Annotated in this window: 10 protein-coding genes; 2 read left to right on the top strand and 8 right to left on the bottom strand. The window is 61.6% G+C overall.

The genetic code is table 11. The features are described from left to right. The first annotated feature begins 77 nt into the window (after positions 1-77). Positions 78-386: a ribosome assembly RNA-binding protein YhbY gene (yhbY, locus tag ACK1U9_RS06005; protein WP_003249945.1), complete on the top strand. Its 309-nt coding sequence runs from the start codon at positions 78-80 to the stop codon at positions 384-386. A 78-nt stretch (positions 387-464) separates the two neighbouring features. On the opposite strand, the gene ACK1U9_RS06000 is transcribed toward yhbY, so the two are convergent. The 8 genes from ACK1U9_RS06000 to grpE all read right to left on the bottom strand — a co-directional run bounded on the left by ACK1U9_RS06000 (position 465) and on the right by grpE (position 10,880). After that, on the bottom strand, positions 465-905 hold the full coding sequence (locus tag ACK1U9_RS06000) for a hypothetical protein (protein ID WP_049798463.1): 441 nt from the start codon (positions 903-905) through the stop codon (positions 465-467). Continuing rightward, positions 883-1,365, bottom strand: coding sequence for a transcription elongation factor GreA (gene greA / locus ACK1U9_RS05995; protein ID WP_046613135.1), 483 nt, complete (start codon positions 1,363-1,365; stop codon positions 883-885). The genes ACK1U9_RS06000 and greA overlap by 23 nt, the downstream gene beginning before the upstream one ends. Further along, complete coding sequence (carB, locus tag ACK1U9_RS05990; protein WP_013974293.1) at positions 1,362-4,583, bottom strand: carbamoyl-phosphate synthase large subunit; 3,222 nt, start codon at positions 4,581-4,583, stop codon at positions 1,362-1,364. The genes greA and carB overlap by 4 nt, the downstream gene beginning before the upstream one ends. Positions 4,584-4,688: 105 nt before the next feature. Next, positions 4,689-5,825: a glutamine-hydrolyzing carbamoyl-phosphate synthase small subunit gene (gene carA, locus ACK1U9_RS05985; RefSeq protein WP_025340706.1), complete on the bottom strand. Its 1,137-nt coding sequence runs from the start codon at positions 5,823-5,825 to the stop codon at positions 4,689-4,691. A gap of 328 nt (positions 5,826-6,153) precedes the next feature. Beyond that, positions 6,154-6,960 (bottom strand): 4-hydroxy-tetrahydrodipicolinate reductase, encoded by an 807-nt coding sequence (gene dapB, locus ACK1U9_RS05980; RefSeq protein ID WP_046613137.1) that lies wholly within the window; start codon positions 6,958-6,960, stop codon positions 6,154-6,156. Positions 6,961-6,973: 13 nt separating this feature from the next. After that, positions 6,974-8,098 (bottom strand): molecular chaperone DnaJ, encoded by a 1,125-nt coding sequence (dnaJ, locus tag ACK1U9_RS05975; RefSeq protein WP_025340707.1) that lies wholly within the window; start codon positions 8,096-8,098, stop codon positions 6,974-6,976. 197 nt (positions 8,099-8,295) lie between these two features. Beyond that, complete coding sequence (gene dnaK / locus ACK1U9_RS05970; RefSeq protein WP_449109770.1) at positions 8,296-10,221, bottom strand: molecular chaperone DnaK; 1,926 nt, start codon at positions 10,219-10,221, stop codon at positions 8,296-8,298. A 101-nt stretch (positions 10,222-10,322) separates the two neighbouring features. Continuing rightward, positions 10,323-10,880 carry a nucleotide exchange factor GrpE gene (grpE, locus tag ACK1U9_RS05965; RefSeq protein ID WP_025340709.1) on the bottom strand — a complete coding sequence of 186 codons (558 nt, stop codon included), beginning with the start codon at positions 10,878-10,880 and terminating at the stop codon, positions 10,323-10,325. Between the two features lie 192 nt (positions 10,881-11,072). Here grpE and recN point away from each other — a divergent pair. Then, positions 11,073-12,694 (top strand): DNA repair protein RecN (recN, locus tag ACK1U9_RS05960; RefSeq protein ID WP_449109769.1); only part of this gene is annotated, 1,622 nt, incomplete at its 3' end.

Raw genomic sequence — 12,694 nt, 5'->3', positions numbered from 1 at the left:
GATTGACTGGGCGGAGCCGGTGGCCCTCGGGTAAAATGCCGGTCAATTTTACAGAATCAGACGGAAAGGGTCAGATTATGCCGCTCAATAACGAGCAGAAGAAGCAATACAAGTCCATTGGTCATGACCTGAAGCCGGTCCTGATCGTTGCTGGCAATGGTTTGAATGAAGGTGTCATCGCCGAACTGGAGCGCGCCTTGGTCGACCATGAGCTGATCAAGGTCGAAATTCGCTCGGAAGACCGCGAAGAGCGTGCCGAGACCATTGCCGAGCTGTGCAAGGCCGGCCGTGCCGAGCTGGTGCAGACCATCGGCAAGAAAGCCCTGATCTACCGCAAGAACCCACAGCCGAACAAGCAGCTGTCCAATATCCACCGTTACAAGTAACGGCAAAGGGGCTGCTGCGCAGCCCATCGCCGGCTTGCCGGCGATGGGCCGCGAAGCGACCCAGCGATCTCGAGCCGCTTAGCGGCGCACCTTGACCGGAACCGGCTGGGCCACCAGCACGATGCCGGAAAAGCCCAGCACCAGGAAACAGAGCAGCTGCCAGCGCTCGCCAACGGAAATACCGTAGCGCAAGGTGTAATACCCCACACAGGCACCGAAGCCGAGCAACAGCATCTGGCCACGGAACTGCTGCCACCAGGCCGACAGACCGTCCACCCTTGCCAGCACCGCCAGCTGGGTCAACAAGCCAAGCAGCGCCACACCGATCAACCAGCGGTCGATCTGCCCGGCGATATCCTGCACCAGCAGCGGCGCCAGGCCACTGACCTTGAGCGCGGGCACCAGCCCCACGTGAAACACCCACAGGCCACCAACCCAGAAAACCTGGGCCAGCTGCCAGAGGATTCCCTCGAGGGATGGCGCCCGCAGGCGCCGGTCAGATGTGCTTGACTTCGACAATCTCGTACTCGACCGTACCGTTAGGCGTCTTGACGACAACGGTATCCCCTTCTTCTTTGCCAATGATGGCGCGGGCAATCGGGGCGCTGTTCGAAAGCTTGCCTTTCTTCACATCGGCTTCATCTTCGCCAACGATCTGGTAGGTCACTTCATCATCGGTTTCGGTGTTGGCCAGCACCACAGTGGTGCCAAAAATCACCTTGCCGGTGTGAGCAATGGTGGTCACATCGATCACCACCGAGTTCTGCAAGCGACCTTCGATATCGCGGATACGCGCCTCGACCATGCCCTGCTCTTCACGAGCGGCGTGGTACTCGGCATTTTCCTTCAGGTCGCCCAGTTCGCGCGCTTCACCAATGGCCTGGCTCAAGCGCGGGCGCTCGGTCTTGCTCAGGAAGAGCAGTTCCTCTTCCAGGGCGCGAGCGCCCTGAACAGTCATCGGGTACTTGGTAATGCTCATGCTTTCAGTCCTGCATGCAGATCCTGCAGGCGGCGAACGGTCTTTTCCGGACCAAATTTCAGCGCCTCGCAGATGGCTTCACCGGCCGCAATGGTAGTAGTGCAGTAAATCTTGTGCTGCAGTGCATTGCGACGAATCGAGTAGGAATCGGCGATCGACTGGCGGCCTTCGGTGGTGTTGATGATCAGCGACACTTCGTCGTTCTTGATCATGTCGACCACGTGCGGGCGACCTTCGGTCACCTTGTTCACACGGCGCACTTTCAAGCCAGCCGCTTCGATAACCTTGGCAGTGCCGGCAGTTGCAACCACTTCGAAGCCCAGGGCGATCAGGTCGCGAGCAACGCCAGCCACTTGCGGCTTGTCGTCGTCACGCACGCTGATGAAGGCGGTACCGCCGGTCGGCAGCACTTCGCTGGCACCCATCTGGGCCTTGGCAAAGGCTTCACCGAAGCTGTCACCAACACCCATGACTTCACCGGTCGATTTCATCTCAGGGCCGAGGATCGGGTCAACCCCTGGGAACTTGGCAAACGGGAAGACGGCTTCCTTGACGCTGTAGAAGTTCGGGATGATTTCCTGGGTGAAGCCCAGCTCTTTGAGGGTTTTGCCGGCCATAACGCGAGCCGCGATCATCGCCAGGGAGGTGCCGATGCACTTGGAGACGAACGGCACGGTACGCGAAGCGCGCGGGTTGACTTCGATCACGTAGATCTTGTCGCCCTGCAGGGCCAGCTGCACGTTCATCAGGCCGACCACGCCCAGCTCCAGGGCCATTTTCTTGACCTGTACGCGAACTTCATCCTGCACTTCCTTGCTCAGCGAGTAAGGTGGCAGCGAGCACGCCGAATCACCGGAGTGAACACCGGCCTGCTCGATGTGCTGCATGATCGCGCCGATCACCACGTCGGTGCCGTCGCATACCGCATCCACATCCATCTCGATGGCGCAGTTGAGGAAGTGGTCGAGCAGTACCGGGCTGTCGTTGGACACCTGCACGGCTTCACGCAGGTAGCGCTTGAGCTCGTCCAGCTCGTAGACGATTTCCATGGCACGGCCGCCCAGTACGTAGGACGGGCGCACTACCAGCGGGTAGCCGATGCCGCCAGCAGCGCTGATGGCTTCTTCTTCGCTACGCACGGTGGCGTTTGGCGGCTGCAGCAGGCTCAGTCGCTGAACCATCTGCTGGAAACGCTCGCGGTCTTCGGCGCGGTCGATGGCGTCCGGGCTGGTACCGATGATCGGTACGCCGGCTTCTTCCAGGGCGCGCGCCAGTTTCAGCGGGGTCTGGCCGCCGTAGTGGACGATCACGCCTTTCGGCTTCTCGACGCGGCACACTTCCAGCACGTCTTCCAAGGTCAGCGGCTCGAAGTACAGGCGGTCGGAGGTGTCGTAGTCGGTGGAAACGGTTTCCGGGTTGCAGTTGACCATGATGGTCTCGTAACCGTCTTCACGCAGCGCCAGTGCGGCGTGTACGCAGCAGTAGTCGAACTCGATACCCTGACCGATACGGTTAGGGCCGCCACCCAGGATCATGATCTTGTCGCGGGTCGACGGGTTGGCCTCGCACTCTTCCTCGTAGGTGGAGTACAGGTAGGCGGTGTCGGTGGCGAACTCGGCAGCGCAGGTGTCGACGCGCTTGTACACCGGGAACACTTCCAGCTTGTGGCGGTGACGGCGCAGGTTCTTGTCGGTGATACCCAGCAGCTTGGCCAGACGCTGGTCGGAGAAGCCCTTGCGCTTGAGGCGCAGCATGTAGTCCTTGTCGATCGACGACAGGGCCAGGGTCTTGACCTTTTCTTCTTCCTTGATCAGGTCTTCCATCTGCACCAGGAACCACATGTCGATGCCGGTCAGGTCGAAGATCTGCTCGCAGGTCATGCCGGCACGCATGGCGTCGGCCACGTACCAGATACGCTCGGCGCCCGGCACGGTCAGCTCGCGCTTGAGAATGCTGCTGGCTTCAGGGTTGGCCAGGTCGACTTTCGGGTCGAGGCCGCAGGCGCCGACTTCCAGGCCGCGAAGGGCTTTCTGCAGGGACTCCTGGAAGGTACGGCCGATGGCCATGACTTCACCCACGGATTTCATCTGGGTGGTCAGGCGGGCGTCGGCTTTCGGGAATTTTTCGAAGGCGAAACGCGGCAGCTTGGTGACGACATAGTCGATCGACGGTTCGAAGGACGCCGGGGTGCGGCCGCCGGTGATGTCGTTCTGCAGTTCGTCGAGGGTGTAGCCGACAGCCAGCTTGGCAGCGATCTTGGCGATCGGGAAACCGGTGGCCTTGGAGGCCAGCGCCGAGGAACGCGAAACGCGCGGGTTCATCTCGATCACGACCATGCGGCCAGTGTTCGGGCAGATACCGAACTGCACGTTGGAACCGCCGGTTTCTACACCGATTTCACGCAGCACCGCCAGCGAGGCGTTGCGCATGATCTGGTATTCCTTGTCGGTCAGGGTCTGTGCCGGGGCAACGGTGATCGAGTCACCGGTGTGCACGCCCATCGGGTCGAAGTTCTCGATCGAACAGACGATGATGCAGTTGTCCTTCTTGTCGCGGACCACCTCCATCTCGTATTCCTTCCAGCCGATCAGCGATTCGTCGATCAGCAGTTCCTTGGTCGGCGACAGGTCCAGGCCCCGGGCGCAGATTTCTTCGAACTCTTCACGGTTGTAGGCGATACCACCACCGGTGCCGCCCATGGTGAACGACGGACGGATGATGCACGGGAAGCCCAGGCGCTCGAGGACGGCGTTGGCTTCTTCCATGCTGTGGGCGATACCGGAGCGCGGGCACTCCAGGCCGATGTCCTTCATTGCCTTGTCGAAGCGCGAGCGGTCTTCAGCCTTGTCGATGGTGTCGGCGTTGGCACCGATCATTTCCACGCCGAACTTTTCCAGAACGCCGTGGCGCTCCAGGTCCAGGGCGCAGTTCAGTGCAGTCTGGCCACCCATGGTCGGCAGCAGTGCGTCCGGGCGCTCTTTCTCGATGATCTTGGCCACCGACTGCCATTTGATCGGCTCGATGTAGGTGGCGTCGGCCATGGCCGGGTCGGTCATGATGGTGGCCGGGTTGGAGTTCACCAGGATGACGCGGAAACCTTCCTCGCGCAGGGCTTTACAGGCCTGGGCGCCGGAGTAGTCGAATTCGCAGGCCTGGCCGATCACGATCGGGCCAGCGCCGAGAATCAGGATGCTTTTGATGTCTGTACGTTTTGGCATGGTTGTCACTCAAATCCGGGGTCAGTCGGCAAGCCGCCTTGAACAATCTGGGTCAGGCGCTTCCGGGCGCGGCGCAAGCCGGCCCGGGGCCTTGAAGCAGGATGCTCAGCGGCGCTTGGCCATGGCATCGATGAAACGATCGAACAGTGGCGCGACGTCGGTCGGGCCTGGGCTCGCTTCAGGGTGGCCCTGGAAGCTGAACGCGCTCTTGTCGGTACGCTCGATACCCTGCAGGGTGCCGTCGAACAGCGACTTGTGGATGGCGCGGACGTTGCCCGGCAGGGTGGCTTCGTCAACGGCAAAGCCGTGGTTCTGGCTGGTGATCATGACCACACCAGTGTCCAGGTCCTGGACCGGGTGGTTGGCACCGTGGTGGCCGTGGCCCATTTTCACGGTCTTGGCGCCAGAGGCCAGGGCCAGCAGCTGGTGGCCCAGGCAGATGCCGAATACCGGGATCTCGGTCTCGAGGATGTCCTTGATCGCCTGGATAGCGTAGTCGCACGGCTCGGGGTCACCAGGGCCGTTGGACAGGAACACGCCATCCGGGTTGAGTGCCAGCACTTCGCTGGCCGGGGTCTGGGCCGGCACCACGGTCACGCGGCAGCCACGGGCAACCAGCATGCGCAGGATGTTCAGCTTGACGCCGTAGTCGAAGGCGACGACGTGGTACGGCAGGTCAGCGGCTTCGATGGTCGGGTGACTGTCGGTCTTCAGTTCCCACACGCTGGAGCGCCACTCGTAGCGTTCCTTGGTGGAAACGACCTTGGCCAGGTCCATGCCCTTCAGGCCCGGGAAGGCGCGGGCGGCGGCGATGGCGGCTTCTTCGCTGATATTGTCACCGGCGAGGATGCAACCGTTCTGAGCGCCCTTTTCACGCAGGATTCGGGTCAGGCGACGGGTGTCGATGCCGGCGATGGCGACGACGTTGTTGGCCTTGAGGTACTCAGGCAGCGACTGGGTGTTACGCCAGTTGCTGGCCAGCAGCGGCAGGTCACGAATGACCAGGCCAGCGGACCAGACGCGGTTCGACTCGGCGTCTTCCGGAGTAGTACCGGTGTTGCCGATGTGCGGGTAGGTCAGGGTAACGATTTGCTGCGCATAGGAAGGGTCTGTAAGGATTTCCTGGTAGCCGGTCATAGCGGTGTTGAATACCACCTCACCAACGGTCTGACCGTCGGCACCGATAGCTTCACCGCGGAAAATACTGCCGTCGGCAAGGGCGAGTATGGCTGGCTTTGTCAAGAAGACCTCCCGTAAATCAAGCATGAAAGGGCGATCGCAGGTTGCAAAAAAGCGGAGTGACGTATGGACACGTCACCCCGCTTTCATGTGCTGAATTCAATTCGCTGCGCGCTTTTAGTGGACACACTAAAGCTGTAGCTTACAGAAAAGTGCGTTTTCGGTCTACCGCGGATGTGCCTCTAAAACACATCAATGCGACAGGCTGACATCGGCGCCGGCTTTCTTCGCGGGTAAACCCGCTCCCACAGGTACAGCGCTGCCCTCAGGCATGGCGCTATCCCAGTGGGAGCTGGCAAGCCCGCGAAGAAGCCAACACCACTCCAACTGCTTAACGCAGCTCGAGCACATCCTGCATGTCGTACAGGCCAGGCTCACGCCCGTCCAGCCACAGCGCCGCTCGCACGGCACCCTTGGCGAAGGTCATGCGACTGGAAGCCTTGTGGGTAATCTCGACGCGCTCGCCTTCGGCGGCGAACAGCACGGTATGGTCACCCACCACATCACCGGCACGTACGGTGGCGAAGCCAATGGTCTGACGCTCACGTGCGCCGGTCTGCCCTTCACGTCCATACACGGCCACTTCCTGCAGGTTGCGACCCAGTGCCTGGGCAACCACTTCCCCCATGCGCAGCGCGGTGCCCGACGGCGCATCGACCTTGTGCCGGTGGTGCGCTTCGAGGATTTCGATATCCACATCGTCACCCAGCACGCGCGCTGCGGTATCCAGCAGCTTCAGGCACAGGTTGACACCGACACTGAAGTTGGCGGCGAAGACGATCGGGATTTCCTTGCCGGCTTCGGCCAACTGCTGCTTCTCTTCCGGAGTGAAGCCCGTAGTACCGATGACCATGGCCTTGCCCGCCTTGCGGCAGAACGCCAGGTTCTTCAGGGTTACCGAAGGGTGGGTGAAGTCGATCAGCACGTCAAACTCATCGACCACCTTGCCCAGGTCGTCGGAAATCGGCACACCAATACGGCCCAGGGCCGCCAGCTCACCAGCATCAGCACCCACCAGCGAGCTGTCCGGGCGGTCAATCGCCGCCGTCAGGCCTGCTTGGGGTGCCTGCTGCTGCACGGCTTCGACGAGGGTCTTGCCCATCCGCCCTGCCGCGCCCATCACTGCAATACGTCGCATAGCCATTTCCTTGTCAGAGATCGCCGAAGAAGCGCTTCACGCCATCGAACCAGCCACTGGCCTTGGGCGAGTGGGAGCTATCACCTTCCAGCGAATCACGCAGCTCTTCGAGCAATTCGCGCTGGCGGCGACTGAGGTTGACCGGAGTTTCCACCGCAACGCGGCACAGCAGGTCACCCGCACCACCACCGCGCACCGGGGCAACCCCCTTGCCGCGCAGACGGAACTGCTTGCCGGTCTGGGTGCCTTCCGGGATCTTCAGCTTCACCCGACCATCCAAGGTCGGCACTTCCAGCTCGCCACCCAGGGCGGCATCGGTGTAGCTGATCGGTACTTCGCAGTACAGGTGCTTGCCGTCACGCTGGAAGATCTCGTGCTCACGCACGTTGATCACCACATACAGGTCGCCAGTCGGGCCACCATGGGTACCAGCCTCGCCCTCGCCCGACAGGCGGATGCGGTCGCCGGTATCGACACCTGCCGGTACCTTGACCGACAGCGTCTTGTATTCCTCGACACGGCCTTCGCCGTGGCACGAGGTGCAGGGATCGGTAATGATCTTGCCCTGGCCATGGCAGCGCGGGCAGGTCTGCTGTACCGAGAAGAAGCCCTGCTGCATGCGCACCTGGCCGATACCGCCACAAGTCGGGCAGGTGGACGGGGTGGAGCCCTTCTTGGCACCGGAGCCGTCGCACGGCTGGCAGTTGACCAGGGTGGGCACGCGGATGCTGACCGTGGTGCCACGCACCGCCTCTTCCAGGTTAAGTTCCAGTGTGTAGCGCAGGTCGCTGCCGCGCTGGGCGCCGCCACGCGAGCCGCCACGCCCACCACCGAAGAAGTCGCTGAACACATCGCCGAAGATGTCGGAGAAGTTGGCACCACCGAAACCTGCGCCACCGCCACCCATGCTCGGGTCCACACCTGCATGGCCGTATTGGTCGAAAGCCGCACGCTTGCTGGCGTCAGACAGCACTTCGTAGGCCTCGTTGGCCTCCTTGAACTTGTCTTCCGACTCTTTGTCGCCTGGGTTGCGGTCCGGGTGGTACTTCATCGCCAGGCGGCGATAAGCCTTCTTGAGGTCAGCTTCGCTGGCGCCGCGCTCGACACCCAGTACCTCATAATAATCACGCTTGGACATAGGTCATTTGCACCTTGTTGGGCGTCTGGCATCTGCGCCGCGCCATCAGCACCTGCCTTATGCCCACCAGGGCCACTGACAGATGCTGTAAAAATTCTCGAATTCCAGATACGCCAACGCGGGAGCAAGCCCCCGCGCGGCGACATCCTACCAGCTCACCGCCAAACGGCGGTGAACCGGCCGACAACTTGCAGGGATTACTGCTTGTTGTTGTCTTTCACTTCTTCGAACTCAGCGTCAACCACGTCATCGTGCTTGGCTTCCGGCTCGGCTTGATGCGCGCCACCCTGAGGCTGTTCGGCCGACTGCTCGGCGTACATCTTCTGGGCAACCGGTGCCGAAACCTTGGACAGCTCTTCGACCTTGGCGTCGATGGCAGCCTTGTCGTCGCCTTTGACAGCGGCTTCCAGGGCAACAACGGCAGCCTCGATGGCGGCTTTCTCTTCGGCGGTAACCTTGTCACCAGCGTCAGCGACCATCTTGCGGGTCGAGTGAACCAGCGCGTCACCCTGGTTACGGGCAGCGGCCAACTCTTCGAACTTGCGGTCTTCCTCGGCATTGGCCTCGGCGTCACGCACCATGCGCTCGATTTCTTCGTCCGACAGGCCGGAGTTGGCCTTGATCACGATCGACTGCGACTTGCCGGTGGCCTTGTCTTTGGCGCTGACGTGCAGGATGCCGTTGGCGTCGATGTCGAAGGTTACTTCGATCTGTGGCACGCCACGTGGAGCCGGCGGAATGTCAGCCAGGTCGAACTTGCCCAGCGACTTGTTCTGGGCAGCCTGCTTGCGCTCACCTTGCAGCACGTGAATGGTCACCGCGCTCTGGTTGTCATCGGCAGTCGAGAACACCTGCGACTTCTTGGTCGGAATGGTGGTGTTCTTCTCGATCAGCGAAGTCATCACGCCACCCATGGTTTCGATACCCAGGGTCAGCGGGCTGACGTCCAGCAGCAGCACGTCTTTCACGTCACCGGCCAGCACGGCGCCCTGGATGGCAGCACCCATTGCCACGGCTTCGTCCGGGTTGACGTCCTTGCGCGCTTCCTTGCCGAAGAAATCGGCAACGGCTTTCTGTACCAGCGGCATACGGGTCTGGCCACCGACCAGGATCACGTCGTCGATCTTGCTGGCGTCGATGCCGGCGTCTTTCAGAGCGATGCGGCAAGGCTCGATGGTACGGGTAACCAGGTCTTCGACCAGCGATTCCAGCTTGGCGCGGGAAATCTTCACGTTCAGGTGCTTCGGACCGGTAGCGTCTGCAGTGATGTACGGCAGGTTTACGTCGGTCGACTGAGCGGAGGACAGTTCGATCTTGGCCTTTTCAGCGGCTTCTTTCAGACGCTGCAGTGCCAGGGGATCGTTCTTCAGGTCCATGCCGGACTCTTTCTTGAACTCGTCCACGAGGTAGTCGATCAGGCGCATGTCGAAGTCTTCGCCACCAAGGAAGGTGTCGCCGTTGGTAGCCAGTACTTCGAACTGGTGCTCACCGTCGACTTCGGCGATTTCGATGACCGAAACGTCGAAGGTACCGCCACCCAGGTCATAAACGATGACGGTGTGGTCGCCCTTGGCCTTGTCCATGCCGTAAGCCAGTGCAGCGGCAGTCGGCTCGTTGATGATGCGCTTTACGTCCAGGCCAGCGATGCGACCGGCATCCTTGGTGGCCTGACGCTGGCTGTCGTTGAAGTAGGCCGGAACGGTGATGACCGCTTCGGTAACGGCCTCGCCGAGGTAGTCTTCGGCGGTTTTCTTCATTTTCTTCAGGACTTCGGCGCTGATCTGCGGCGGAGCCATGTCCTTGCCGCTGGCCTGAACCCAGGCGTCGCCATTGCTGGCCTTGACGATCTTGTAAGGCACCAGCTTGATGTCTTTCTGTACCACATCTTCTTCGAAGCGGCGGCCAATCAGGCGCTTCACTGCGAACAGAGTGTTGTGCGGGTTGGTGACCGCCTGACGCTTGGCCGACTGACCCACCAGGATTTCGCCATCATTGGCGTAGGCCACGATCGAAGGGGTGGTACGCGCACCTTCGGCGTTTTCGATGACCTTGACGTTACCGTTTTCCAGAACAGAGACGCACGAGTTGGTGGTCCCCAGGTCGATACCGATGATTTTACCCATGTTAACTCTCCCGAAACTTGAATTTGGTAGCAGCGACTACTTTGGCCAACTGCGGTAATACTTGAAGGCTTGACACCTAGATGGGGATGCCCGGAAGGATTTCAAGCCTTTTCATCGATCGAGGGCTGCGCGGCGCTCGGCGCCTTGCTGACCACCACCATGGCAGGGCGCAGCAGGCGGCCGTTGAGCAGATAGCCCTTCTGGAACACGTTCAGCACGCTGTTCGGCTCGACTTCGGCGTTTTCCTGCATGGCCATGGCCTGGTGATGCTCTGGATTGAACGGCTGGCCGTGAGGGTCGACCGCTTCAAGGTTGTAACGCTTGAGGGTGTCCTGGAACATCTTCAGGGTCAGCTCGACACCTTCACGGATCTGCTTGACGTGCTCGTCGTCGGCACTGGAGTGCGCCAGGGCCAGCTCCAGGCTGTCGATCACAGGCAGCAGGTCGCCCGAGAACTTCTCGAGGGCAAACTTGTGGGCTTTCTCGACATCCTGTTCGGCACGACGGCGAGCGTTCTGCACGTCGGCAACGGCGCGCAGCGCCTGGTCCTTGGCGGCGGCCAGCTGCTCCTCGAGTTCCAGGACGCGGGCGTCGGCAGCATTACCTGCACCGGTCTCTTCGACGTTTAGGTCTTTCTCGTTCAGCTGTTCGTCAGCCATGGGGTCTCTCCTGCGCAATTTTGTGGACTGCGAGCCAGGCTCGCCTTGGATGACGGCTATATGGGGCCGGAAAAACCAGCTTCAAGGGGCAAGGTGGTTTTCCCGGCTGCAACAGAATCTGCCAAGGGGCATTGGCAGGCCTGAAAAAAGTACTGTATAAATAAACAGACCTGACCTTTCGGGAGCCGCCCCATGCTGGTGCACCTGTCCATTCACAACTACGCCATCGTCGAGCACCTCGATCTCGAAATCGCCCGCGGCATGTCCGTCATCACCGGCGAGACCGGTGCCGGCAAGTCGATCATGCTCGACGCCCTCGGCCTGGCGCTGGGCGACCGGGCTGACAGCGGCGTGGTTCGCCCCGGCACGGACAAGGCAGACATACTCGCCACCTTCGACCTGGTGGACATCCCCGAGGCACATGCCTGGCTGGCCGAGCGCGACCTGGACAACGACGGCCTGTGCATCCTGCGCCGGGTGATCACCGCCGAAGGCCGCAGCCGCGGCTACATCAATGGCACGCCCTGCCCACTCGGCGATCTCAAGGCACTGGGCGAGCTACTGATCGATATCCACAGCCAGCACGAGCACCAGTCGCTACTGAAGACCGACACGCACCGGCGCCTGCTCGACGAGTACGCCGGTGCCGTCGACCTGGCCCGCCAGGTACAGCTGGCGGCCAAGCGCTGGAACCAGACCCGTCTGGAGCTGGAGCGCCTGTCCAACTCCGGCGATGAGCAGCGCGCCCGCCATCAGCTGTTGAGCTACCAACTGGAAGAACTGGACAACCTCGGCCTGGGCGAACACGAGCTGGAGCAGCTGGAGCAGGAACACAAGAACCTGACCAGCGCCGAAGCCCTGTTCGGCATTTGCCGACAGGTCATCGACCAGTGCAGTGAAAGCGATTCGGGCAATGTGCTCAGCGCCCTCACCTCCAGCCTCAACCGCCTGGGTGCCGCTACCAACTCGCCGAAGGCACTGAGCGAAGCGGCCAACCTGATCGCCAGCGCGCAGATCCAGGTCGAGGAGGCCGTGGGCGAGCTCAACCGCTTCCTCGACAACTTCGACGCCGACCCCATGCGCCTGCAGGCACTGGAAGAACGCCTCGACACTATCTATACGCTGGCGCGTAAACACCGCGTGCACCCCACCGAACTACCCCACCTGCAACAGCAGTTGATGGAAGAGCTGGAAGGCCTGAACGCCAGTGACGAGTCGATCGAGCGGCTGGGTGAAGAGCTGGCCGCTTTCGCCCAGCATTATAAAGAGAAGGCTCGCGAGCTCAGTGCACTGCGCCAGCAGGCCGCCCAGCAGCTGGCAGTGGCCGTCGAGCAGGAAATCCAGCGCCTGGGCATGCCCGGCGGGCGCTTCTGCATCGCACTTACACCCAATGAGGGAGCAGACCTTTCGCCTCATGGCCTGGAGCAGATCGAACTACTCGTCAGCGCCAACCCCGGCCAACCGCTCAAAGGCCTGGCCAAGGTGGCTTCAGGTGGCGAACTGTCCCGCATCAGCCTCGCCATTCAGGTGATTACCGCGCAGACCTCGCGCATTCCCACCCTGGTGTTCGACGAAGTCGACGTCGGTATCGGCGGGCCTACTGCCGAAATCGTCGGCCAACTGCTGCGCCGCCTGGGCGAACGCGGCCAGGTGCTAACCGTTACTCACCTGCCGCAGGTGGCGGCACAAGGGCATCACCACCTGTTCGTGCACAAGGTGCGCAACAGCGACACCACCCATACCGCCGTGGCCAACCTGGGCAAACGCGAGCGGGTCGAGGAAGTGGCGCGGATGCTGGGCGGCATAGACCTGAC

The sequence above is a fragment of the Pseudomonas sp. XP1 genome (assembly GCF_053557675.1).
This window is presented reverse-complemented; position numbering and strand designations above follow the sequence as displayed.

Coding starts and splice junctions, on each gene's coding strand:
- greA (WP_046613135.1), bottom strand. CDS start 1,365: ATGAGCATTACCAAGTACCCGATGACTGTTCAGGGCGCTCGCGCCCTG.
- carB (WP_013974293.1), bottom strand. CDS start 4,583: ATGCCAAAACGTACAGACATCAAAAGCATCCTGATTCTCGGCGCTGGC.
- dnaJ (WP_025340707.1), bottom strand. CDS start 8,098: ATGTCCAAGCGTGATTATTATGAGGTACTGGGTGTCGAGCGCGGCGCC.
- dnaK (WP_449109770.1), bottom strand. CDS start 10,221: ATGGGTAAAATCATCGGTATCGACCTGGGGACCACCAACTCGTGCGTC.
- grpE (WP_025340709.1), bottom strand. CDS start 10,880: ATGGCTGACGAACAGCTGAACGAGAAAGACCTAAACGTCGAAGAGACC.
- dapB (WP_046613137.1), bottom strand. CDS start 6,960: ATGCGACGTATTGCAGTGATGGGCGCGGCAGGGCGGATGGGCAAGACC.
- yhbY (WP_003249945.1), top strand. CDS start 78: ATGCCGCTCAATAACGAGCAGAAGAAGCAATACAAGTCCATTGGTCAT.